Source organism: Desulfovectis peckii (genome assembly GCF_055391705.1).
In genome coordinates this window covers 1167500-1189994 of the sequence record NZ_AP042409.1, presented here as the reverse complement: position 1 = coordinate 1189994, position 22495 = coordinate 1167500, and the positions used below count along the sequence as shown (strand labels likewise).

At 43.5% G+C, this 22495-nt stretch carries 26 protein-coding genes, 1 other RNA gene and 1 riboswitch; of the genes, 24 read left to right on the top strand and 3 right to left on the bottom strand.

Annotated features, from left to right (window positions below):
* Positions 1-5 precede the first annotated feature (5 nt).
* Positions 6-773 carry a helix-turn-helix domain-containing protein gene (locus tag ACZ5NG_RS05965; protein ID WP_464253069.1) on the top strand — a complete coding sequence of 256 codons (768 nt, stop codon included), beginning with the start codon at positions 6-8 and terminating at the stop codon, positions 771-773.
* Here ACZ5NG_RS05965 and ACZ5NG_RS05960 read toward each other — a convergent pair.
* Positions 770-1003: a zinc ribbon domain-containing protein gene (locus tag ACZ5NG_RS05960; RefSeq protein WP_464253068.1), complete on the bottom strand. Its 234-nt coding sequence runs from the start codon at positions 1001-1003 to the stop codon at positions 770-772. The two genes, ACZ5NG_RS05965 and ACZ5NG_RS05960, sit on opposite strands and share 4 nt — an antisense overlap.
* Before the next feature lie 137 nt (positions 1004-1140).
* Here ACZ5NG_RS05960 and rimO point away from each other — a divergent pair, with 137 nt between their 5' ends.
* The 15 genes from rimO to ACZ5NG_RS05885 all read left to right on the top strand — a co-directional run bounded on the left by rimO (position 1141) and on the right by ACZ5NG_RS05885 (position 14836).
* A complete protein-coding gene (rimO, locus tag ACZ5NG_RS05955) occupies positions 1141-2475 on the top strand; it encodes a 30S ribosomal protein S12 methylthiotransferase RimO (RefSeq protein ID WP_464253067.1) in 1335 nt (444 codons plus the stop codon).
* The gene (pgsA, locus tag ACZ5NG_RS05950; RefSeq protein ID WP_464253066.1) at positions 2476-3012 is read left to right on the top strand and encodes a CDP-diacylglycerol--glycerol-3-phosphate 3-phosphatidyltransferase; all 537 of its coding nucleotides are present in this window, start codon (positions 2476-2478) and stop codon (positions 3010-3012) included.
* A gap of 65 nt (positions 3013-3077) precedes the next feature.
* Positions 3078-3419, top strand: an RNA gene (gene rnpB / locus ACZ5NG_RS05945) — RNase P RNA component class B.
* A 239-nt stretch (positions 3420-3658) separates the two neighbouring features.
* Positions 3659-4243: a hypothetical protein gene (locus ACZ5NG_RS05940; RefSeq protein WP_464253065.1), complete on the top strand. Its 585-nt coding sequence runs from the start codon at positions 3659-3661 to the stop codon at positions 4241-4243.
* Entirely contained in the window at positions 4227-5705 is a 1479-nt protein-coding gene (locus ACZ5NG_RS05935; protein ID WP_464253064.1) for an AAA family ATPase, read from the top strand. Before ACZ5NG_RS05940 ends, ACZ5NG_RS05935 begins: the two co-directional genes overlap by 17 nt.
* Positions 5706-5886: 181 nt before the next feature.
* Entirely contained in the window at positions 5887-7122 is a 1236-nt protein-coding gene (locus ACZ5NG_RS05930) for a competence/damage-inducible protein A (protein WP_464253063.1), read from the top strand.
* A gap of 126 nt (positions 7123-7248) precedes the next feature.
* Positions 7249-8283, top strand: coding sequence for a recombinase RecA (gene recA / locus ACZ5NG_RS05925; RefSeq protein ID WP_464253062.1), 1035 nt, complete (start codon positions 7249-7251; stop codon positions 8281-8283).
* Between the two features lie 59 nt (positions 8284-8342).
* Positions 8343-8807, top strand: coding sequence for a regulatory protein RecX (locus ACZ5NG_RS05920; RefSeq protein ID WP_464253061.1), 465 nt, complete (start codon positions 8343-8345; stop codon positions 8805-8807).
* Positions 8808-9137: 330 nt separating this feature from the next.
* The gene (gene rny, locus ACZ5NG_RS05915) at positions 9138-10634 is read left to right on the top strand and encodes a ribonuclease Y (protein WP_464253112.1); all 1497 of its coding nucleotides are present in this window, start codon (positions 9138-9140) and stop codon (positions 10632-10634) included.
* A gap of 171 nt (positions 10635-10805) precedes the next feature.
* Positions 10806-11327 (top strand): hypothetical protein, encoded by a 522-nt coding sequence (locus ACZ5NG_RS05910; RefSeq protein ID WP_464253060.1) that lies wholly within the window; start codon positions 10806-10808, stop codon positions 11325-11327.
* 12 nt (positions 11328-11339) lie between these two features.
* A complete protein-coding gene (locus tag ACZ5NG_RS05905) occupies positions 11340-12119 on the top strand; it encodes a TIGR00282 family metallophosphoesterase (RefSeq protein WP_464253059.1) in 780 nt (259 codons plus the stop codon).
* A 180-nt stretch (positions 12120-12299) separates the two neighbouring features.
* On the top strand, positions 12300-12560 hold the full coding sequence (locus ACZ5NG_RS05900; protein WP_464253058.1) for a stage V sporulation protein S: 261 nt from the start codon (positions 12300-12302) through the stop codon (positions 12558-12560).
* 111 nt (positions 12561-12671) lie between these two features.
* Positions 12672-13637, top strand: coding sequence for a dipeptidase (locus ACZ5NG_RS05895; protein WP_464253057.1), 966 nt, complete (start codon positions 12672-12674; stop codon positions 13635-13637).
* A 25-nt stretch (positions 13638-13662) separates the two neighbouring features.
* A complete protein-coding gene (locus ACZ5NG_RS05890; RefSeq protein WP_464253056.1) occupies positions 13663-14487 on the top strand; it encodes a PHP domain-containing protein in 825 nt (274 codons plus the stop codon).
* 67 nt (positions 14488-14554) lie between these two features.
* Positions 14555-14836 carry a translation initiation factor 2 gene (locus ACZ5NG_RS05885; protein WP_464253055.1) on the top strand — a complete coding sequence of 94 codons (282 nt, stop codon included), beginning with the start codon at positions 14555-14557 and terminating at the stop codon, positions 14834-14836.
* Between the two features lie 113 nt (positions 14837-14949).
* Here the strand turns inward: ACZ5NG_RS05885 and ACZ5NG_RS05880 are convergent, their stop codons facing one another.
* Positions 14950-15477, bottom strand: coding sequence for an HD domain-containing protein (locus ACZ5NG_RS05880; protein ID WP_464253054.1), 528 nt, complete (start codon positions 15475-15477; stop codon positions 14950-14952).
* Positions 15478-15663: 186 nt separating this feature from the next.
* On the opposite strand from ACZ5NG_RS05880, the gene cobU reads away from it, so the two are divergent.
* The 8 genes from cobU (at position 15664) to guaB (ending at position 21736) form a co-directional block, all read left to right on the top strand.
* Entirely contained in the window at positions 15664-16245 is a 582-nt protein-coding gene (gene cobU, locus ACZ5NG_RS05875; protein WP_464253053.1) for a bifunctional adenosylcobinamide kinase/adenosylcobinamide-phosphate guanylyltransferase, read from the top strand.
* 28 nt (positions 16246-16273) lie between these two features.
* Entirely contained in the window at positions 16274-16882 is a 609-nt protein-coding gene (gene cobC, locus ACZ5NG_RS05870) for an alpha-ribazole phosphatase (RefSeq protein WP_464253052.1), read from the top strand.
* Positions 16883-17030: 148 nt separating this feature from the next.
* A riboswitch (cyclic di-AMP (ydaO/yuaA leader) is annotated at positions 17031-17167 on the top strand.
* 129 nt (positions 17168-17296) lie between these two features.
* Positions 17297-18559 carry a glutamate 2,3-aminomutase gene (eam, locus tag ACZ5NG_RS05865; RefSeq protein WP_464253051.1) on the top strand — a complete coding sequence of 421 codons (1263 nt, stop codon included), beginning with the start codon at positions 17297-17299 and terminating at the stop codon, positions 18557-18559.
* 62 nt (positions 18560-18621) lie between these two features.
* Entirely contained in the window at positions 18622-18945 is a 324-nt protein-coding gene (locus ACZ5NG_RS05860) for a YtrH family sporulation protein (protein ID WP_464253050.1), read from the top strand.
* The gene (locus ACZ5NG_RS05855) at positions 18942-19427 is read left to right on the top strand and encodes a hypothetical protein (protein WP_464253049.1); all 486 of its coding nucleotides are present in this window, start codon (positions 18942-18944) and stop codon (positions 19425-19427) included. Before ACZ5NG_RS05860 ends, ACZ5NG_RS05855 begins: the two co-directional genes overlap by 4 nt.
* A gap of 67 nt (positions 19428-19494) precedes the next feature.
* Complete coding sequence (locus ACZ5NG_RS05850) at positions 19495-19719, top strand: helix-turn-helix domain-containing protein (protein WP_464253048.1); 225 nt, start codon at positions 19495-19497, stop codon at positions 19717-19719.
* Between the two features lie 51 nt (positions 19720-19770).
* Positions 19771-20166, top strand: a complete 396-nt coding sequence (locus ACZ5NG_RS05845; RefSeq protein WP_464253047.1) for an FxsA family protein — start codon at positions 19771-19773, stop codon at positions 20164-20166.
* Between the two features lie 112 nt (positions 20167-20278).
* The gene (gene guaB / locus ACZ5NG_RS05840) at positions 20279-21736 is read left to right on the top strand and encodes an IMP dehydrogenase (protein ID WP_464253046.1); all 1458 of its coding nucleotides are present in this window, start codon (positions 20279-20281) and stop codon (positions 21734-21736) included.
* Positions 21737-21803: 67 nt separating this feature from the next.
* Here guaB and ACZ5NG_RS05835 read toward each other — a convergent pair whose 3' ends face one another.
* Positions 21804-22490, bottom strand: coding sequence for a GNAT family N-acetyltransferase (locus tag ACZ5NG_RS05835; RefSeq protein WP_464253045.1), 687 nt, complete (start codon positions 22488-22490; stop codon positions 21804-21806).
* Positions 22491-22495 lie beyond the last annotated feature (5 nt).

Genomic DNA, 22495 nt, shown 5'->3' with positions numbered 1-22495 from the left:
AATGCTTGAATATCGGAGAACAACTAAGAAATGCAAGACTGGCAAAGGGTTTAACTTTACAAGATGCCGAAGAAGCAACCAAAATACGTTCTAAATACCTGGAGGCACTGGAAAATGAACAATTTGACGCGCTGCCCGGTAAAGTATATGTCATTGCCTTTATCAGAAATTATGCCCGTTATTTAGGTTTAGACGACAATGATTTGGTTCAGCAATACAAAGAATACAGTGCCTTGCTAAGCGGCGGTGTGGATGAAGAAGAAACCGAAAGCAACACTCAAGTCAGAAGGCGGCGGGTGGAGAGAAAATCCAAAGGCAAAAATTGGATTTTGGCAGCCGCTGCGGCAGTGCTGGTAATAGCGCTGGCTACAAATTTAACCAACAATGATTCGACACCTAACACCGATCGTCAACCCAATATTGTGCAGCAGGATGAAAACAAAGAGACGCCGGAAGAACAGCAAGATAATAATCCGGCTGATATTACCGAGCCGGATGTTAATGACGATAACGAGGCAACTGTGGAAGGCGTGCAGCTAGTGCTAAATGTAAACGATGCCCCCTGCTGGATGGAGATCAATGTTGACGGTCAACCTGCTTTCAGCGGAATTGCCAATCCCGGTGAGGTGAAAACCTATCAGGGAGAAGAAAGAATTTACATTAAACTGGGCAATGCCGGTGCGGTAGATGTGGAGGTTAACGGTGAAAACCTCGGCAAGCTGGCTGGAGGAGGTCAGGTAATCGAAAGAGAATTCACCGCCGAAAAAAGCTAATCTTCATTTATTTTTACCCCACAATAGGGACAAAAAGCAGCGTCACCTTGATGAAACTTGCCGCATTTGCGGCAGGCAATCATAGATTCATTGGTAATATCAATCGGTGTATCTTCTTTTTTATGATAATAGGTTGTATTACCTGCAACATTGGTAAACAATTGAAATAATTTTTTTTTAAACATATATATCACAAAAGTTGTAATTATCAGCATTATTAAATAGTGCATAAAATCACCCCATTGACATTATAGCATAAAGGACTGCCCGGCTGCAGTCCTTTAAATTTTATCGTCAAAGAAAATATTTTGACAGGGGATAAGCGCTACATTATACTTATAAACGATGTATTTATGGAGGTATATTAATGACAAAAAATAAAAAAGTGGCGGTAGTAAGCTTAGGATGTGCCAAAAATTTAGTGGATACGGAAAACATGCTGGGCCTTTTGGCGGAAAAAGGCTATCAATTAACTACCGATGAAATGCAGGCAGATTTACTGCTGGTAAATACCTGCGGTTTTATCGAATCGGCCAAAGAAGAATCTATTGATGCAATTTTAGAGTTAGCCCGCTATAAAAAAGAAAAAGGCAGCAAGCTGGTGGTTACCGGCTGCCTGGCCCAGAGATATAAAGACGAGCTGCTGCAGGAAATACCGGAAATAGACGCTATTATCGGCACAGGAAACATTGAGCGGGTAGTCGAGGTAGTGGAAAAGGCCGTTAGCGGAGAGCGGGTGGATGCAGTTTGCGCCCCCGACGGTAAAATTAATCGCCTGCTGCCGCGGGTGTTGTCAAATCCCGGGCAAACGGTTTATGTAAAAATTGCCGAAGGCTGCAACAACCGCTGTGCCTACTGCGCCATTCCGGCCATTCGCGGGCCCTATCGCAGCAAGCCAATGGAAATTATTGAACAGGAAGTACAGCAACTGGTGCGGCAAGGGGCGAAAGAAGTTATTCTTGTGGCCCAGGACACCACCCGCTACGGCTACGATCTTTATCAAGATTACATGCTGGCGGAACTGCTCGGCCGGCTGTGCAAAATTCCTGATTTAGCCTGGCTGCGTGTTTTATATTGTTATCCTACCCATTTCAATGACCGGCTAATTGAAGTGATGGCAAGTGAGCCGAAAATATGTCAATACGTAGATTTGCCCCTGCAGCATGCATCAGATAAAATACTGAAAAGCATGAACCGCCGCGACAGTATTCAACAAATTAAAGATTTAATTGCCAAATTGCGCAGGGTGATTCCTGATTTAACCTTAAGAACAACTTTTATTGTCGGATTTCCCGGGGAGACAGAAGAAGATTTTCAGCAGCTGTTGGATTTTATGCAGGAAATTAAGTTTGATCGGGTCGGCGTGTTTAAATACTCGTTAGAAGAAGGCACCCCGGCTGCATTAATGCCCAACCAGGTTCCCGAGGAAATAAAAGAAGAGCGCTATCATCGGGCCATGGCCCTGCAGCAGAGGATATCGCAAAAACTTAACGAACAGAAAATTGGGCGCAGGCTGGAAGTGTTGGTTGAAGGCGAACTTTCGGATCAGCCGGGAGTTTATGTCGGTCGCAGCCGGGGAGATGCGCCGGAAGTTGACGGATTAGTTTATTTTAAGGCAGGAAGAAAAGTGCACTTCGGAGAACTAGTAAATGTACAAATAAAGTCAGCAACTGAGTATGATTTGACGGGAGTTCTGAAATAAATGAATTTGCCGAACAGATTGACAATGGTCAGAATATTTCTGGTACCGATATTTCTGCTGATAGTTTCCATCAAAATTCCTCACGGAGACTATCTGGCCGCTGCGGTATTTGTGTTAGCCGCCAGTACCGACGGACTGGACGGTTACTTTGCACGCAAAAACAAAATGATTACCAGTTTCGGTAAAATAATGGATCCGCTGGCCGATAAACTTTTAATTACGGCGGCATTAATTAGTTTGGTTGAGTTGCAAAGGCTGTCGGGGTGGGTAGCGGTAATTATTATCGGGCGGGAGTTTGCCGTTACCGGCCTGCGTGCCGTGGCCGCCGCTGAAGGTTCGGTAATTGCCGCCAGTAAATTAGGTAAGCTTAAAACCGTAAGCCAAATTATCGCCATTGTGGTGATGTTTCTGCCACAGCTGCCCTTTTATCCCTATCCGGGTTTAATAGCAATGACTATTGCGGTGATTTTTACAATTTGGTCCGGTGTGGATTATTTTGCAAAAAATTGGCATACAGTGCGCAAAGGCGGTATATAGCTGATAATGTCAATAATTGGATGTTGATTTATCAGCCAATTATGTTATAATTAAAAGTCCAAGAGTACAGCGGACAGTCGCTGCCTGTGTTATGCAGGTAGAGGAAAGTCGAGACGCACACAGCATATGCCATGTCATATGCTGTAGTATGGAGCCCAGTGCAAACTGGGGCAGGGCGACCTGACGACGGCAAAAGAAACTCGCGAGAGTTTCCAGTAGCCATAAAGTGCCACAGAAACTAGGTCACCGGGCGACCGGTGAGTGCAAGGGTAAACTCCTCCAGTGCGCAACCCAAATAGGCGAAGGCTTATTTAAGCCAGTCGCGGGTAGGGGCGCCCCGCTATGCGGGGAAGGGGAAATATCCCCTTAGATAGATGACTGTCTAAAACAGAATCTCGCTTACAGCTGTACTCTTGTGCTCTTAAAGTGCATAATTAAAAAGGCTGAAGCACAGTTTGTTGTGCTTCAGCCTTTTTTTTGTGTGGGGCCGGCTTCCACAAAACAGGGGACGGCGTCCCCTGTTTCGGTCCTACAATTATCCATGGAAACCGTTTCATAATGATATTTGTATATACCTATGTTAAAATTATTGGTGCTATATGCGTTTTTTTGCGTTTATACAGACTAGAAAGGGTGATTGCCCGAAATGAAAAAATGGCATGGGTTAAGCATACCGATTATTATAATTTCTTTTATAGTAGGTTTGATATTATTCTTTGGCGGGCAGTATGCCTATAGTAAATACAATATTGAAACACCGCTGGAAGAATTAATTAAAGAGAAAGAATATGTGCAAAACTTTACGGTAGAAAGACAAGCAGATAAATTTAACATTAGCGTTCAACTAAATATTCAACAAACTGATTTAAATTTTAGCGAAATGTATCAGGATTTAAACCGAGAAATTGCCGAATTATTAGGTAATAGGCCTTACAGTATTGAAATTAAAGATAAGCCCGATCAACAAATCAAAAATGTTTGGCGGCAAAGTCAATATTTAATAGAAGAAGCAATTATGCGCGGAAATTTCTCTGAAATGGCCGAGCAAATTCAAATTATTGCCGGGCAAAACAGCATTCACGCCGAGGTTTACGTCGACCGCAGCCATGTATATGTGCTGCTTAAGAAGAATGACGGTCACAACATGCTAAAAGTAATCACTCGGCAAAACTTTATGGTAACCGGTAAGGTTGCCGACAACGGAGGTGTAGCCGGTGTTGAAAGAAATTAGCTTAGGTTTAACAACCGCATTGGTTATTTTTGTCTTTGTTGCCGGCTATGACATTATCCCGTTGTTTATATTGGCGCTTTTCGGTGCGGCAATTTATTTTGTCGCCCAAAACAAAGGCTTGGTAAAGAAGCTGGAAACCGTCAGCGACAGCGCTAATATCACCAACATTACCTTTGAAGATATCGGCGGTCAGGGCACTGCCGTAAAAGAACTGCGCGAGGCCCTTGATTTCATCATTCATCACGAAAAAATTAAGCAGCTGGGTATCCGGCCGTTAAAAGGAATTCTGCTCACCGGCCCGCCGGGGACGGGAAAAACCCTGCTTGCCAAGGCTGCTGCCAATTACACTGACAGCGTATTTGAAGCAACCAGCGGCAGCAGTTTTGTAGAAATGTATGCCGGTGTGGGTGCATCCCGGGTGCGCAAGCTGTTTAACGCAGCCAGAGACAAAGCCAAAAAAATGGGCAAAAAAAGTGCGATCATTTTTATCGACGAGGTAGAAATTTTAGGTGCCAAGCGCGGCCAAAACACAAGTCACATGGAATACGATCAAACTTTAAATGAACTGTTGGTGCAAATGGACGGGCTGAAAGTTGATGATTCAGTGCGCATATTAGTGATTGCCGCTACAAACCGGGTGGATATGCTGGACAGCGCCTTAATGCGCCCGGGGCGTTTTGACCGGCAGGTAAAAGTAGAACTGCCGGATCGACAGGGGCGCTTAGAAATTCTGCATATTCATGCCAAAAATAAACCCCTGGCTCCGGATGTGGATTTAAATGTGATTGCCAAAGAAACTTTTGGTTTTTCCGGTGCCCATTTAGAAAGCCTAATGAACGAAGCCGCCATTTTAGCCATGCGGGAAAATTGTTCGCAAATAAGCTACCGTCATCTGCAGGAAGCGGTAGATAAAGTAATTATGGGAGAAAAACTACAGCGCCGTCCGGCTAAAGAGGAAATGTATCGGGTGGCGGTGCATGAAACCGGTCATGCGTTAATCAGTGAAATGGTGCGCCCCGGTTCGGTAGCTACATTAACGGTTACGCCGCGCGGCAGTGCGTTAGGTTATATGCGCCAAAACAACGAAGATGAAGACAGCTATCTGTATACTAAAGAGCATTTAGAAGATCAAATTGCCATTTTGCTGGCAGGTGCGGTGGCAGAAGAATTAATTGTCGGCAACCGCAGTACCGGCTCGAGCAATGACTTTGAAAAAGCCGTGCAGGCTGCAGAAACAATAGTTAAAAGCGGGCTAAGCGAATTAGGGATTATAGACTGGAAAAATCTATCTCCAGAACAAAGACTTAGTTCAGTAAAGAACATTCTTAAACAGCAGGAAGAAAGGGTAACCGCTTACCTGGAAAACAAAAAGCGACAAATTAATTGTATAGTTAATCGGTTGTTAGAGGTGGAAAAAATCAGCGGCCCTGAACTGCAGGAAATAATTGGAGGAAAAAATTAATTTTTTTTTGGCTGACTACTTGTCAGCCTTCTTTTTTTAGACTAAAATTAAAGAAGGAGTAAGTAAATTTTTTCACATATTTAAGTGCTATAATATTATATGTGAATTAGTTAAATTATCTATAATAAGTGTTATAATGTTATACGTGAATTAGTTAAATTATTTATAATGAGGTATTGATATGAAAGCAGAACTGATTTTTACTGGGACAGAAATTTTAATGGGCCAAATATTAAACACTCACGGCCAGTATTTAGGCCGCAAATTATCTGATCTTGGTATTGAGGTAATTTTACATACAACAGTGGGAGACGACTGGGAGCGCATGAAAGAAATATTTGTCAGGGCGCTGGGTCGATCGGATATTATCATTACCACCGGCGGACTTGGTCCGACATCTGATGATTTAACCAAAGAGACAATTGCCGAAGTACTTGGCCTGCCAATGATGCTACATGAGGAATCCATGCTGGCAATTAAAGAGTTTTTTAAAAGCCGCAAAAACAAAGTCCCAAACAGCAGCTTAAAACAGGCATATTTTCCGGAAGGAGCCAAAGTAATACCCAATCCCTGTGGCGTGGCACCGGGGGCAATAATCGAAGTTAAAGACCGGATTGTCATTATCCTGCCCGGTCCGCCCTGGGAACTGGAAGCAATGTACGAAAGCTACGTAGGCCCGTATTTAATATCTTTGCCCGGGCGGGGCGAAGTAACGCGCTTTTCCACCATTAAGATAACCGGTATCAGAGAAGACAACGTGCAAGAAATGTTAGCCGATTTAGACGGTGTTAGCAACCCGGAAATTTCTTATATTGCCCGGCCGGGTGAAGTACATGTGCGCATCAGTGCTCATGCTAAAACTACTGAAGAAGCGGATGAAATGGTTAAACCGCTGCGGGAAGAAGTGGCTAAACGCCTGAAACATTATATTTTTGCCGTTGATGACGAAATAATCGAAGTAGTGGTCTCTGATCTGCTCAAAGAGCATGACATGACGCTGGCGGTTGCCGAAGCCTGTACTGCCGGTTTATTACAGGCTCGCCTTTGTGAAATTGCCGGCTGCAGCAGTTTTTTAAAGGGCGGAATAATTTGCTCACATAATAAAGTAAAGGCAGACTTGCTGGGGATGGATCCCAAAGACATTGAAGCCAACGGCACCATCAGCGCCTGGACTACCATAGAAATGGCGAAAAGAATTCGCGAAATAATGGGTGCTGATTTGGGATTGGCGGTAAACGGCGTGGTTGATCACATTTCCTTTCAAAACAAACCAATCGGCACAACCTACGTTGCGCTGGCCACCCCCGATAACGTGTACTGTCGGGAATATAAACTGCCCGGTCGGCGAATGGCCATTCGTCAAGGCGTGGTAAATTCGGCATTAAAAATGGTGCGTCATTATTTTGAGCATAAATAAACTTATTGACAAGCCCCGAAAATCGGGGCTATAATTATTACAGCCTGAGGGCGAACGTGCGTGCGGTCTTTTTTTAAAATAAAACCGGTTAAGGGCGCGGCCTTTAATATTAAGGAGGGCAATTTCTTGTCAGATAAACAAAAAGCCTTGGATTTAGCTTTAACCAATATAGAACGTCAGTTTGGCAAAGGCTCAATTATGAAACTGGGCGAGGCAAACGCCAAATTTAAAGTGGAAACCATTTCTACCGGCTGCCTGTCTTTGGACTTAGCCTTAGGAGTTGGCGGACTGCCCCGCGGCAGAATAGTGGAGATATTCGGCCCGGAGTCGTCCGGTAAAACAACGCTGGCTTTACATGCCGTTGCCGAGGCGCAAAAAGCGGGCGGCATTGCTGCCATTATCGATGCGGAACACGCTTTGGATCCGAGCTATTGCCAAGCTTTAGGTGTTGATATTGAGAATCTGCTTATTTCTCAACCGGATACCGGCGAGCAGGCATTAGAAATATGCGAAGCTTTGGTAAGAAGCGGTGCGGTTGATATAATTGTTGTGGATTCTGTAGCGGCACTGGTGCCCCAGGCAGAAATTGAGGGTGAGATGGGTGATGCCCATGTCGGCCTGCAGGCGCGCTTAATGTCTAAGGCACTGCGCAAGCTTACCGCTGTAATCAGCAAATCAAATACCACGGTTATATTTATCAACCAGTTAAGAGAAAAAGTAGGGGTGATGTTTGGCAATCCGGAAACAACTCCGGGTGGGCGCGCATTAAAGTTTTACGCCTCTGTGAGAATTGAGGTGCGCAAGTCTGAGCAAATCAAACAAGGCACCGATATTGTGGGCAACCGCACAAAAGCTAAAGTAGTGAAGAACAAGGTAGCCCCGCCCTTTAAACAGGCGGAATTTGACATTATGTACGGTGAGGGAATATCCCGCGAAGGCAGTATTATTGACGTTGCCGTTGAGCTGGGTATTATTCAAAAAAGCGGTGCCTGGTACTCCTACAATGAAGAACGCTTAGGCCAGGGGCGGGAGAATGCTAAAGAATATCTCCGGCAAAATCCGGAATTAGCCGCGAAAATAGAAAAAGAGGTAAGGGTGAAACTTAACCTACAACCGCCGGAAGAAGAAAACGGCAATCCTGCTGAAAACAATTTAGGATAAGAAAAAAATAACCGGGTAAATCCCGGTTTTATTTTTAGCGAAATAAACCGTAGGGTGTGATGAACATTAGTAACGATAAAGAATATATCAAAGCGCGAAACTATGCGCTGCGCCTTTTAACCTACCGCATGCGCAGCGAAAGTGAACTGATAAGCAGGCTGAAGCAAAAAAAATACTCCGATGAGGTTATTAATGATGTTGTCAACCTAATGAAGGAGTATAATTATATTAACGATGGCCTCTTTGCCGCCCAGTGGGTAGAATACCGCACCGGCAACCGGCCGCGGGGCAAACTGTTAATTAAACAGGAGCTTAAAAATTTTGGCATTGCTGAAGAAATTATTGCCGAAGCAATTTCTTCCCTAGACCGCAACACCGAAATTATGCTCGCTAAAAAACTGGCTGAGAAAAAAATAAAAAGCGGCGGCAAAGTATCTGCGCGCAGCGTTGCCGGCTTACTGCAAAGAAGAGGCTTTGCTTACGATATAGTGCGCGAGGTATTATCTGACTTCAAACTAATTTAACGCTGCTTGACACGTATATTAAAAAATTGTACAATTTAAAATGGCAGAAAATAGGATTGTTTTCGCTATTTTAGCGTTTATAATAAAATTACAGGTTAATACTTCTGGTTTCCTTGTTATAAATAACTTGTATTTAAATAATTATATTGTTATCTTGCCTTGAAGTAGACATAATGTTTTATTATGTCTCTTTAACAAGGAAATAAACATCTTTTTTCTGCCGAACTTATTTTCGGTTTTTTTTTATTGTAGGTTAGAAAATATTTGTACAGGAGGTGAATACAGAAAGTGGACGCTTTGACAATACTAGCTGCTATAATCGGTGTTGTTATCGGTATAGCTGCCGGATATATTCTGCGGAAAAACTTTGCCGAAGCGAAAATTGCTGCCGCTGAAGAAGAGGCGAAAAAGATTATTCAAGAAGCCAAACGCCAAGCGGAAGCAAAGAAACGGGAAGCAATTTTAGAGGCCAAGGAAGAAATTCTCCAATACCGCAATGAAGTGGAACGGGAGAATAAAGAACGCCGCAATGAACTGCAGCGCTTAGAAAGGCGTTTGGTGCAGAAGGAAGAAATCCTTGAACGCAAGACAGAGCAAAACGAAAAAAAAGAAGAAGCTCTGCAACGCAAAGAACAGGAACTTGAAAAGCTGCGAAATGAAGTTAACAAAACGCTACAACAGCAGATAGCCGAACTGGAACGCATTTCCGGATTAACCAGCGAAGAGGCCCGCAATCAGCTGCTGGCTGATGTAGAAAAAGAAATACGCCACGATGCAGCAATGCTCATTAAAGAAATCGAAGAAAAGGCCAAAGAAGAAGCGGATAAAAGAGCCAGGGATATTATTTCACTGGCCATTCAGCGCTGTGCGGCCGACCATGTTGCGGAAGCCACTGTTTCCGTGGTAGCGCTGCCTAACGATGAAATGAAAGGCAGAATTATCGGGCGAGAAGGGCGTAACATCAGATCTTTTGAAACTTTAACCGGTATAGATCTAATTATAGATGATACGCCGGAGGCGGTAATTCTGTCCGGGTTTGATCCGATACGGCGCGAAGTGGCCCGCATTGCATTAGAGCGCCTAATTTTAGATGGGCGGATTCACCCGGCCCGCATCGAAGAAATGGTTGAAAAAGCCCAAAAAGAAGTTGATGCCCAAATTCGCGAGGCCGGTGAAAAAGCCTGCTTTGACACCGGTGTGCATGGCTTGCATCCGGAATTAATCCGCTTGTTAGGTCGGCTGAAGTTCCGTACCAGCTACGGACAAAACGTGCTGAAACACTCCATTGAAGTTTCCCACTTGGCCGGGCTAATGGCTGCAGAATTAGGGATAGACGTACATTTGGCCAAACGTGCCGGGCTGCTTCATGACATCGGCAAGGCTGTAGACCATGAAGTGGAGGGGCCGCACGTCACCATAGGGGTTAACCTTTGCCAGAAGTATAAGGAATCACCTGAAGTCATTCACGCTATCGCCGCGCACCACGGCGATGAAGAGGCAAAAACCATTGAAGCTGTATTGGTTCAAGCGGCTGACGCTGTCTCCGCTGCCCGACCGGGTGCCAGACGCGAGACCTTAGAGGCATACATAAAGCGCCTACAAAAGCTAGAAGAAATTGCTAACTCTTTTGAAGGTGTGGACAAGTCTTATGCCATTCAGGCGGGACGGGAAATTCGCATTATGGTTAAGCCGGATAAAGTCGATGATTTAGGTTCGGTAAAAATTGCCAGAGAAATTGTTAAGCAGATTGAAAACGAATTAGATTACCCTGGGCAAATTAAAGTAACGATTATTAGAGAAACCCGGGTAGTAGAATACGCTAAATAAAATCGAAAACAAACGGCTTCCTTCTTAAGGAAGTCGTTTTTAATTTACATAAATGGAATATTTTTAACAGCTAAAATTGTGTTGCAAATAAGCAGGAGAAAAAATATCAAAAAAGAATACTTATTAAGTTAACAATAAAATATAACTGTATTTTTTAGGTGGTGGCTGTAGTTGAATGTGGTTTATAAAAACGGTAAAGATTTAATTAACGGTATTAGCCTGGTAACCTCTATTTTAGTTCGCTATCCCGAAGTATTAAATGTGGAATACAATCCGGCAGAAAATGAAATCAAGTTAAAATTTCTAATCAGCAGGCAAATCAGCCCTCAAGAAGTGTCTACTCTCAAAAAGTTGCTGTCAGACAGTATTGAAGTATATAATAAACTGAAAAAACGCCCTGTACTGACTGCAGTGGTTTCAATAATAAATTTCCAGGAGTTTATTATGATTGAGATTATACGAGACTTGGATACACTGGTACAGGAAGAAATTTCTTTAATTGTGCAAACTCTTCAGCAGGCGGTGGGCACGGCAATTATTGCCGAAAATGTTCAACACTATGAAGAAGAGGATTTGCAGTATCAGGAAGATATGATTGACAGCATATTAAATAACACTGAATGGTGTCAGGAAGATAAAACCATTTTTGCCTTCCGCGAAGAAGGCCGGGTAATGGTGTATAATATACAATAAGGAGGACCGGTATTGCGAGTTTTAGTAATAGGAGACATAGTCGGCCGGGCCGGTCGCCGTGCCGTAAAAGATTGCTTGCCCAGTTTGATTGATGAGCTGGATTTGAACTTCGTGGTCGCAAACGGCGAAAATGCCGCCGGTGGCAAAGGCATTACCAAAGCAGTTGCCAACGAGCTTTTCTCTTATGGAATAGACATGATGACAATGGGCAATCATGTTTGGCACCAAAAGGAGATATTTAACTATCTGCCCACAGAAAAGCGAATTATTCGTCCGGCAAATTACCCGCCGGGCACACCGGGATGCGGCTACCAAATCTATACCGCCAATAACCGGGTCAGTGTGGCCGTAATTAACTTGTCAGGAAGAGTGTTTATGCCGGATATGGATTGCCCTTTTCGCGAGGCAGATAAAATATTAGAAGAAATAAAAGATAAAGCCCAGGTAATACTGGTTGACTTTCATGCGGAGGCAACTTCGGAGAAAGTGGCAATGGGTTGGCATTTAGACGGCCGGGTATCGGCGGTGGTGGGTACGCATACCCATGTGCAAACTGCAGATGAGCGAATTTTGCCCAATAAAACGGCCTATATCACCGATGTGGGCATGACCGGCCCGCGAGATTCAGTAATTGGCGTTAAAACAGATATTATTTTGCAAAAATTCATTTCCGGCCTGCCACAGCGTTTTGAAACGGCAAACACAAGCTATCAGTTTAATGCGGTGGTTATAGATATTGATGAAACCACCGGCGAAGCGCTGGAAATTAAACGCATTTTTAATATAGAATAATCAATTCTTCCCTTAACCGTAAAAAGCCACAACTTAGCGACTTAGTAAAAAAAATAACAAATAAAAGCAGGAATTAATTTAAAATTATAGAATATAAATACATATATAAATATATAAAAATATAGATCAGCAATTCTATAAACTCTATTAATTTTTCCTTTAAGGGAGGTCTTTGATAAAATGGATGTATTAAAAGTTTCAGCAAAGTCCAATCCAAATTCTGTTGCTGGAGCTCTGGCCGGGGTGCTTAGGGAGAACGGCAGTGCAGAGCTACAGGCTATAGGTGCTGGGGCACTGAATCAAGCAGTAAAGGCAGTAGCAATAGCGCGAGGTTTTGTAGCTCCCGGCGGAATCGATCTTATTTGCATACCTGCTTTTACTGACATTATTATTGATGGGGAAGAAAGAACAGCTATTAAGCTGATTGTAGAACCGAGGTAGTTGATAATCAATTAGTTACTAAGCAACCTGTTCATGTGCTTATGAACAGGTTTTTGTTTTATTTGCAGTTTTATTATATTATGGTACTGATGCGATAAAGGAGCGGAATTAATGAGCAAATTACTGCACGATCAATCAATTGTCGTTGATGCCCATTGCGACACCTTGTCTGCACTGCCGGAACAAAAACGGAATTTGGGTGATAGAGCAAAATTAGGACATATCGACTTGCCCAGGCTAAAAACCGGCGGTGTTAACGTACAGTTTTTTGCCGCTTTTATCCACCCAAAGTACGGTGAAGAGCGGGGCATTGCCCGGGCGATGGAACTAATTAATATATTTTTTGCCCAGTGTGCCGCCAATCAACAGCACATCAGTTTAGCGGTTTCGATAAAGGAAGTATTGCAAACGGTAAAGCAGGGAAAAATAGCGGCCGTATTAGCCATTGAAGGTGGCGAGGCATTAGGCGGCAAGTTATACATGCTGCCGATATACTATCGTTTGGGTGTGCGCTGTATGACCCTTACCTGGAACGGCCGCAACAGCATTGCCGACGGTGTGGGCGAAAGGCGCAGTAAAGGCGGTTTAACGTCATTTGGCGTGAAAGTTGTGCAGGAGATGAACAAAATTGGCATGTTAATAGATGTATCCCACCTGGCGGAAGCGGGTTTTTGGGATGTAGTGGCTGTATCCGAGCAACCGATCATTGCTACCCACAGCAATTGTGCCGCACTTTGTGAACATCCACGCAATCTCTCCGACAAACAAATTAAGGCCATTGCCGAAAAGGGCGGGGTAATTGGTGTTACCTTAGTGCCGGAATTTATTGCTCATCACCGGCCGACCTTAACAAAATATTTAGATCACATTGAGCACATCGCCAATTTGGCAGGAGTTCACCATGTCGGTATCGGCAGTGACTTTGACGGCACAGACACCGTGCTTTGCGAAATAAGCGATTGTTCCGGCTTGCCCAAAATTACCGAGGGGCTGATTAAACGCGGCTTTAAGCCCAGTGAAATTGCCGGTATATTAGGCGGTAATTTTCTCCGGGTAATGGATGAAGTAATCGGATGAGTTGTAAAACTAAAGTTTACAAGGAGTGAACCTATTGGCGGCAGATTTACATATTCACACCACAATTTCGGACGGCACGGAAACACCGCGGCAAATTGTCCATCATGCCCTGGCATTAGGCTTAAAAACAATAGCCATTACCGATCATGATATTATTGACGGATATTTTTTCGCCCAGGATGAGGCGGCGGATAAAAATATAGAAGTACTGGCCGGGGTAGAAATAAGTTGTTTTGCTGACGAGCAAGAAATTCATATTCTGGGCTATTTTGCCGAGCCTCAACACCCGGAGTTGACTCATGTGCTGGCGGAGATGCGCCGCTTTCGGGTGACACGGGGACAGCTGATTGTTGACAAGCTTAAACAAATGGGAATTGAGCTCGACTGGCAGACAATAATTGAAATTGCCGGCGAAGGTTCAGTAGGTCGCCCCCATATTGCCGATGCTTTGGTGCAGAAAGGTTTGGTGTCAAATCGGGAAGAAGCTTTTAAAAAATATCTTGACCGGGGCTGCCCGGCTTTTGTTCCCCGCAAGAAAGTAACCCCAATTGAGGCAATAAAGTTAATTTCCCGGGCTAAAGGGGTGGCGGTATTTGTCCATCCGGGTGCCGCCGGCAGTGTTGAGCTTTTGCGGGAACTTGCCGAACAGGGCTTAAAGGGGGTAGAAGTGTGGCACCCGCACCACTCACTGCTGCAAAGCGAGTACTACTTAAAGCTGACAAAGGAAATGGGGCTTATTCCCACCGGAGGTTCCGATTATCACGGTGCCAAACATAAAACCTGCAATCGCCTGGGGGCATTTACCGCACCAATGGAATCAGTAACGCTGATAAAAAATGCCTTAGGCTAAACAAGTCTATTCCTTTGTTTTGCCGCATATACTATTGTGTAAATGCCGGTAGCAAAGGGGCGTTGTTATGAACGAAAGAGAATATATTGAGTATATCAACTACCTGCAGAATCGGATTCAAGAATTAGAAAATAAAGTTGATCAATTGAGATTGAGCAGGCGTGTACTGATGAATTTAGTGGAAAAAATTGAACGAGAAAAAAACAGCATTTTATCTAAGTTGGAGAGAGAAAACAAAAAACTGACTAAATCAAACTATCGATATGCCAGGTCAATTTTACATAAGAACAGACGGATTGTTGAGCTGGAATCTAAATTATCCGAGATTTCACTAAAAAACAGCAATTAATACTTTATCCACAGATTTATACACATTCTGTTAAAAACTGTTAATAATAAAAAAACCTGCCATATTTTTTACCTTGGATTTCCAAACCAAGGTTTTTTTATTTTCTGCCCTATTCAATTTAAATCATCCGCTTTTTGCAGTAATATCAATTCCGCCGGCGGATTTTTAATCTTTTGATGGTGGTTGCGGATTAAAAATAAAATCTTTTCATCGACGGCAATATTTTCCGCAAAGGCCGCCCCGCGCCGACAGTGAATTTTTTGGATGTAAAAAGCTTTGCCAAGGCTGCGAAATTTACCCTTAGCACCGGCTTTAGCTAAAAAAGCGGCGATAGGCGGCAGCAGTGCCTGTGACAAAACAATAATTATCCGATGAATGGTTTTAATTTCGCCGGCCTTTTTCCCGCAATCATGCAACAGGGCGGCTTTAATTAACAAATCGGCATCTATTTCGGGATAATCCTTTGCCAGCTTTTGGCAGGTATAGCTTACATTTAACGCATGTCTTTGTGTCGGAATATCCATTTGATAAAATAACCGTTGTTCAGCGTCATTTAAATATCGGTTAACATACTTTTTATCTTCAGCAGTAATTTTGCCGGTAGTTGCCGAAATAAACTGTTTTATTCTCGTTGTAAACATAATGTCTCCCACAATACTGTTTTGTTTACAACTTAATTATATAATAAAAACAATAATTCTGCTTGTATAACAAAATTATTCCCAAATTAAGAAGGAATTTGTGTTTATATATTGAACTTTTGAATTAGTTACTTTAGGTACAAACTGTTTTTTCTACTCACCAAGTAAATCAGGAAGGTGAAACTGATGGGTAGAGGTAAGTTAATATTTATTGTCGGCGGTGCCCGCAGCGGAAAGAGCAGTTTTGCCGAGCAGTTGGCCGCCAGTATCAGTGAAGATGTTACTTATATTGCCACTGCAGAAACGCTGGATGATGAAATGTTCCGCCGAGTTGTCATACATCGTTTTGCCCGTCCCCAAAATTGGCGTACAATTGAAGAATCTACTTATTTAGTAAATACCGTTAAAGAGTGGGGCTCGAAAACCGATGTTTTGTTGATAGATTGTTTAACTTTATGGTTATCTAACTTACTGCTGGACGAAAACCGTTTGAAATCAAGTATTCCGTGGGCGAAAAAAGAAAGCTTTATTATCAATGAGGTAAAGAGACTGGCGGAAGTAACCGGTGAAGTTGAGGCAACGGTAATTATCGTGGCTAATGAAGTAAGCCTTGGCATAGTGCCGGATAACCGCATCGGTCGGGCATTTCGTGATGTAGCGGGGGTGGCCAATCAAATTATCGCCAAGGCTGCCGATGAAGTTTATCTTACGGTGGCCGGATTGCCGATTGAAATTAAATCACTGGCTGCTAAAAAACTGAATTTGTAAATGAAGATAATTAACTTAGGAGGAACATATGGGACTAAGACTGTACTTAGTAAGGCACGGCGAAACTAACTGGAATGCAGTCGGAAAGTTTCAAGGACACAGTGATGTGCCCTTATCGGAGGTGGGGCGCAGGCAAGCGGCCCGCTTGGCTCAGTATTTAAAAAACATAAAGATAGATGTGGTGCTGGCCAGTGACTTAAAAAGGGCACTGGAAACAGCGCAAATTGTCAGCGGAAAGCCGGCTGATGAAATAATCACTGACCTTAATTTGAGAGAAATCAATTTTGGCCATTGGGAAGGCTTAACATATGATGAAATCAATGCCTCATACGGGGAAATACTGCAAAAGTGGCGTAAAGAACCGTTAAACACGCGTATTCCCGGCGGGGAAGTATTCAGTGAGGTGGCGGAAAGAACAACGGCGGCGGTGCAAAAAATTATTGATCAATACCCAAATAAAAATGTGCTGGTTGTTTCCCACGGTGCGGCAATCAGAGCAATTATCTGCAGTATTATGGGCATAGACTTAAATAAACTGTGGCGCATGTATCTTGATAATTGTTCGCTGAGCATTATTCATTTTCCGGACAATAATATTAATAACGGCCTTTTACAACTGTATAACGCCGTATATTGAGGGCTTTAAGCCCTTTTTTCTTGCCTTTCTTTCCTTTTTTTAAGTGTGACTTATAATTAGCGCAAAAAAATTACATATACTGTTAATTAGTACTGGTAATTAGCTAAAAAATATGATATAATTCATTTGCTTAAAGTATAACTAAATATTATCAAAAACGCTGAATTCTTATTTAATTAAGAAGCGGAGGAACCAATTAAATGGGGTGAATCCTTGTAAGCAAGGAGGGGTTATCTTCCAACCCTAACCCGTCAGCTAACTTCGCAAGCGTGGGAAGAAAAACTGAAGGTACCTAAAAGGGTACTTATAGTTAGTGATGCCTAAAAACACTTCTTCTCACACGCGGGAAGGTGTTTTTTTATTTCGTTTGATTGACAAACTTTGGTAAAAAAACTATTAAGGGGGGATTTGTAGATGGCAATATTTTCGGTGCCAGGCAAATACTTAGACCAAAGGGACAAGCGATTAATTGCTTTGCAACGTGCTGCTGAGCTTCGTAGCAGAATCAGCGACTACCTAAAAGATAAGGATACAATATACACGGGCTTTGATTTGCAAGAGCAGATCCAAAAGCGCAAAGAAAGGATACTCAACTACTTTAATGCCGATGAAGAACAGTGGGCTAACTGGAAATGGCAGATGGCTAACCGCATAAAGACACCGGAAGTTCTAAGTGCGATTTTTGATTTAGATAAAGAAACCTCCCAAAAAATTGCCAAAGTAGGGGAAAGGTTTCGCTGGTCAATATCCCCTTATTATGCCAGTTTGATGGATTATACAGATGAGGCAGACCCGATTTGGATGCAAGCTGTACCCTCAGAGTTGGAATTAAAGGATGAAATCGGGCTGGACGACCCAATGGGAGAAGAGTTTACCTCTCCGGCTGCCTGCATTACCCGCCGCTATCCCGACCGTTTAATTATTAACGTGACCAATCAATGTGCGATGTACTGCCGCCACTGTCAACGCCGCCGTAACATCGGTGAAGTGGACCGGCACAAACCGAAAGAAATGCTGGAAGAAGCATTGGATTATATCCGCGCAAACCCGGAAATCAGAGATGTGCTAATTACCGGCGGAGATGCACTAATGCTGTCGGACAAAATGCTGGATTGGCTACTGGGTGAACTGGACAAGATTGAACATGTGGAAATCAAAAGACTGGGAACCAGAACAATTGTCACCTTGCCGCAGCGCATTACACCGGAATTGTGCGCTGTCTTAGAAAAACACCCGCCAATCTATATTAACACTCAGTTTAACCACCCCAGAGAAATTACCCCGGAAGCTAAAAAAGCCTGCGATATGTTAGTTAAGGCCGGCGTGGTTTTAGGAAACCAAGCGGTTCTTTTAAAAGGAATAAACAACGATCCCCATGTAATGAAAAAATTAAATCAACAGTTGCTGCGCATTCGGGTAAGACCCTACTATATTTTCCATGCTAAACAAGTTACCGGTACCGGCCACTTTATTACCTCCGTTGACGAAGGAATTGCCATTATGGAAAAACTGCGCGGCTATACCTCCGGCTTGGCCGTACCCACCTACATTATCAACGCGCCTAACGGTTACGGCAAAACGCCGGTTTTACCGAAATACCTGCTGAATAAAAATGAAGACGAAGTAGTTCTACGCACCTGGGAAAAGAGAATTATCCATTACCAAAACAAATACTAAAGCCGCATAAAACCCCTTCCCGGCTAATAACATTTTACAAAGCAGCTTGGGGAGGGGTTTCGATGACCTTTGAACAAAAAATGGTCATCATTTTTTTTACCGCCTTAGGCGTGGTATTAGGCGCATCAATTATAGGTGCCGCATCTGCCGTATTAGTGCGCCAGCCGCCGCTGACCACCATGCTGCGCTTAGCCGGTGAAATAAAGATATGGGCAATAGTTGCCGCTATCGGCGGCACCTTTACCGCCATTGAAGTGTTGGAATCCGGCATATTTGAAGGTGAAATCAAGGCGGTAATCAAACAACTGCTGTATTTGCTTAGCGGCTTTGCCGGCGCGCAGCTGGGCTATTTCCTCATTTTATATCTGGTGGGTGGCAAAAGTTGAAAAAGACCGTCTTGCAGATTATTTCCGCGCTGCTAATGGGAATAATTATCGGCAGTGCCGGCATGAGTTTACACATCAGTCGCGATTTTGAAGAACTGACGGCCGACAATCATTTGCTGCGGGAGGAATTAGAAAGCAAGCAGGCCGATTTGGAGGAAATGAAAAAATATTTGTATAAACAGCAGCAGAAAAAGGTGATTACCAATATCACCGCCAATGTGGACATTGATCAACAGCTGAATGATATCCCCAGCTTTGAAGCGGCCAGCATTCAATCAGCCGGAAAGAAAAAAATTCAAGAACTGCTGGAACCGCTGCTTTATCAGGAAATCAATAATGTAAATTATAAATTGATACCGCGAATTATCGACGGCAGGGAATTTACTTGTGACGGTAAAAGATATATATTAAAGACAGACGTGGTAATTATTGTCGATGAATTGCAAATTTTTGCCACTGCCAGCATACAAAAAGAAAACTAACTGTTAGACATAACTGTCATTCCTTTGGACAAAATATCTGATATACACCGGATAAGGAGTGATAGTTGTGGAAGAATACCTGCGTGCACGTGTACCCTGGACTACCGAGCCCAGTTTGGTAACCAAAACGGAAGAAGTGGGGATCGACTTTGACAAATTTATTGAAGGCCTGAAAAACGACAAAACTGACGCGGAAATGGCGGAAGAATTCGGGGTGACGAAAAAAACCATTAGCTATTTACGAGAACACTTTATGACACACGGCGTAGGTTCTACTATGGGACAAGATTAGGGAGGGGCCACGTGCCCCTTTTTCATGCTTTAACATTGGGGAGAGAGATGCATGTTTGGCCGCATACTGTTATTACTCATTCTGATACCCTTTTTGGAAATCTTTATTTTAATTCGTTTAATTGATTACCTAGGTTTTTGGCTTACGTTAGCGCTGCTGATCCTCATTGGCGTACTGGGGTTTGTGCTGATTAGAATGCAGGGATTTTCCCTGTTGGCAAAAATCCGGCAGGAGGTCAATACCGGTGTGCCCCCGGCACAGACGCTGTTAGACGGTTTATACATCGCCATTGGGGGGGTATTACTAATAATTCCCGGCCTGCTTTCCGATGTGGCAGCTTTACTATTGCTGTTTCCGGCCACCCGCAAGCGAATTAGCAAAACAGTCACTCCGTGGTTAATCAACAGATTTTTCAGATCCGGACGCTGGTATATCCGCCGTTGGTAAACGATAGAATTTTAACCTCTTTTTAACTTTTTCACCTTGACATTTATGTTATAATATACAACATTATACAAAATACAAAACTAAACTATCGGTGGGAGGAAGAGGAATAAATATGTATCCGGAAAAATTCCAAAAAGAAGGGCTTACGTTTGACGATGTGCTTCTGATTCCTGCTGCGTCTGAGGTTCTGCCGAAAGATGTAGATGTGTCGGTGCGTCTGACCAAAAAAATAAAGTTAAATATTCCCATCATGAGTGCGGCCATGGATACCGTTACTGAGTCGCGATTGGCTATTGCCATTGCTCGGGAAGGCGGTATTGGTGTCATTCATAAAAACATGTCCATTGAAGAGCAAGCATTAGAAGTGGATCGGGTAAAGCGTTCGGAACACGGTGTCATTTGGGATCCCTTTTATTTAAAGCCGGAAGATACCATCAATGACGCTGAGATGTTAATGTCCCGTTACAGAATATCCGGTGTGCCGATTGTTGACGACAGCGGCAGGCTAATCGGTATTATTACCAACCGGGACATGCGGTTTATTACCAATTATAACCAGCCCATTGGCAAGTTCATGACTAAAGATAACTTAGTTACCGCACCGGTGGGCACTACATTGGAAGAAGCTAAAGAAATTCTCATGAAGCATAAAGTGGAAAAACTGCCGATCGTCGATGAAAACTTCATGCTCAAAGGCTTAATTACCATAAAAGATATTGAAAAGAACAAACAATTCCCCAATTCGGCAAAAGATGAGCGTGGGCGGTTGGTGGTTGCTGCGGCAGTCGGAGTAGCTCACGATACACCTGATCGGGTTGCTGCCCTGGTTGAGGCTAACGTGGACATGATTGTTGTAGACACCGCTCACGGTCATTCCAAAGCGGTGATGGATACGGTAAAATACATCCGACAGCATTACCCTGACATTGACATTGTTGCCGGCAACGTGGCCACGGCGGAAGCAACCCGCGATTTAATTAAGGCCGGTGCCGATGCAGTAAAAGTAGGTATCGGGCCGGGTTCAATTTGCACCACCAGGGTAATTGCCGGAGTTGGAGTGCCGCAAATAACGGCCATTTATGATTGTGCGCAAGAGGCAAAGAAATACAACATACCGATTATTGCCGACGGGGGCATAAAATATTCCGGTGACATTACCAAAGCAATTGCCGCAGGTGGAAGTGTAGTAATGCTGGGCAGCATCTTAGCCGGTACCGAGGAAAGCCCCGGTGAAATTGAAATCTACCAAGGGCGCAGCTACAAATCATACCGTGGCATGGGTTCACTGGCGGCAATGAAAAAAGGCAGTAAGGATCGCTACTTCCAGGAAGATACCAAAAAACTGGTGCCGGAGGGTGTAGAAGGGCGCGTGCCCTATCGTGGCCCGCTTTCAGAAATGATTTTCCAGTTAGTAGGAGGATTACGGGCAGGTATGGGTTATTGCGGCTGCAAAAACCTTGAAGAACTGCAAAACAACACTAAATTTGTACGCATCACCGGAGCCGGTTTAGTTGAAAGCCACCCCCATGACGTACAAATCACCAAAGAGGCATCAAACTACAGCAAATAAGCGGTTAAACATTAAGGGCGCGTTTTATGACGCGCCCTTTTAAGTATGCCTGATTATTAAATTAGCGTTAGAAGTATTTACTTTGAAAAGTTAACTGCTCAAACCTCTGGATAGCTTCTTTAGGAACATTTCTTCCGTACCTGACCATCAGCACGTTAGCGGGATGCTCAATAATGTCAGGATCGTCAGTAGCCCGCTTTTTCATGCCGACACTGCCGAACAACCTAGTTAACATTTTTTGATAATCCCACATCGATAACCCGCTTCCCTGCAAATCCCAATGCCAGCAGTATTCAATTGTAATAATGATAAAATCCTCGACAAAAGGATTACTAAAAGCCTCCTTAAGCAAGTGATTGGCTATCTTATATTTTCGCCAGGGTTGAGTTACTTCTATGGCTCCTAATTCCAAAACCCACGGATGCTTGCACCAGCGGCTGTATTCATCCGGGTGATGAAATGTTACGTATCCGACAATTTCTTTTTCATGACGGGCAATAAACAAGCGGCCGTTAGGTAAGGAGGGTATTGTCGACAAAGCTTCCTGTTGCCTTTTTGCAGGACGGAAATTGTTTAACCCCTCATGCATCTTTAATCTTAATATATATTCCCCGGTTACTGGGCCCTCTAAATGAATCACGCCCTGCGGAGTAAAAACTATTCCTTTGGCAACCTGCACATCACTTTTATCATTATTTTTTTCACCGGGATCATAAATAGTACTCAAATCCATCACCTTCGTGAATTTTTTCACCTATA

Bases quoted from the DNA above. Each gene is read 5' to 3' on its own strand.
- ACZ5NG_RS05960 (WP_464253068.1), bottom strand. From the start codon at position 1,003: ATGCACTATTTAATAATGCTGATAATTACAACTTTTGTGATATATATG.
- rimO (WP_464253067.1), top strand. From the start codon at position 1,141: ATGACAAAAAATAAAAAAGTGGCGGTAGTAAGCTTAGGATGTGCCAAA.
- pgsA (WP_464253066.1), top strand. From the start codon at position 2,476: ATGAATTTGCCGAACAGATTGACAATGGTCAGAATATTTCTGGTACCG.
- ACZ5NG_RS05940 (WP_464253065.1), top strand. From the start codon at position 3,659: ATGAAAAAATGGCATGGGTTAAGCATACCGATTATTATAATTTCTTTT.
- ACZ5NG_RS05930 (WP_464253063.1), top strand. From the start codon at position 5,887: ATGAAAGCAGAACTGATTTTTACTGGGACAGAAATTTTAATGGGCCAA.
- ACZ5NG_RS05920 (WP_464253061.1), top strand. From the start codon at position 8,343: ATGAACATTAGTAACGATAAAGAATATATCAAAGCGCGAAACTATGCG.
- ACZ5NG_RS05900 (WP_464253058.1), top strand. From the start codon at position 12,300: ATGGATGTATTAAAAGTTTCAGCAAAGTCCAATCCAAATTCTGTTGCT.
- ACZ5NG_RS05895 (WP_464253057.1), top strand. From the start codon at position 12,672: ATGAGCAAATTACTGCACGATCAATCAATTGTCGTTGATGCCCATTGC.
- ACZ5NG_RS05885 (WP_464253055.1), top strand. From the start codon at position 14,555: ATGAACGAAAGAGAATATATTGAGTATATCAACTACCTGCAGAATCGG.
- ACZ5NG_RS05880 (WP_464253054.1), bottom strand. From the start codon at position 15,477: ATGTTTACAACGAGAATAAAACAGTTTATTTCGGCAACTACCGGCAAA.
- cobU (WP_464253053.1), top strand. From the start codon at position 15,664: ATGGGTAGAGGTAAGTTAATATTTATTGTCGGCGGTGCCCGCAGCGGA.
- cobC (WP_464253052.1), top strand. From the start codon at position 16,274: ATGGGACTAAGACTGTACTTAGTAAGGCACGGCGAAACTAACTGGAAT.
- eam (WP_464253051.1), top strand. From the start codon at position 17,297: ATGGCAATATTTTCGGTGCCAGGCAAATACTTAGACCAAAGGGACAAG.
- ACZ5NG_RS05860 (WP_464253050.1), top strand. From the start codon at position 18,622: ATGACCTTTGAACAAAAAATGGTCATCATTTTTTTTACCGCCTTAGGC.
- ACZ5NG_RS05845 (WP_464253047.1), top strand. From the start codon at position 19,771: ATGTTTGGCCGCATACTGTTATTACTCATTCTGATACCCTTTTTGGAA.
- guaB (WP_464253046.1), top strand. From the start codon at position 20,279: ATGTATCCGGAAAAATTCCAAAAAGAAGGGCTTACGTTTGACGATGTG.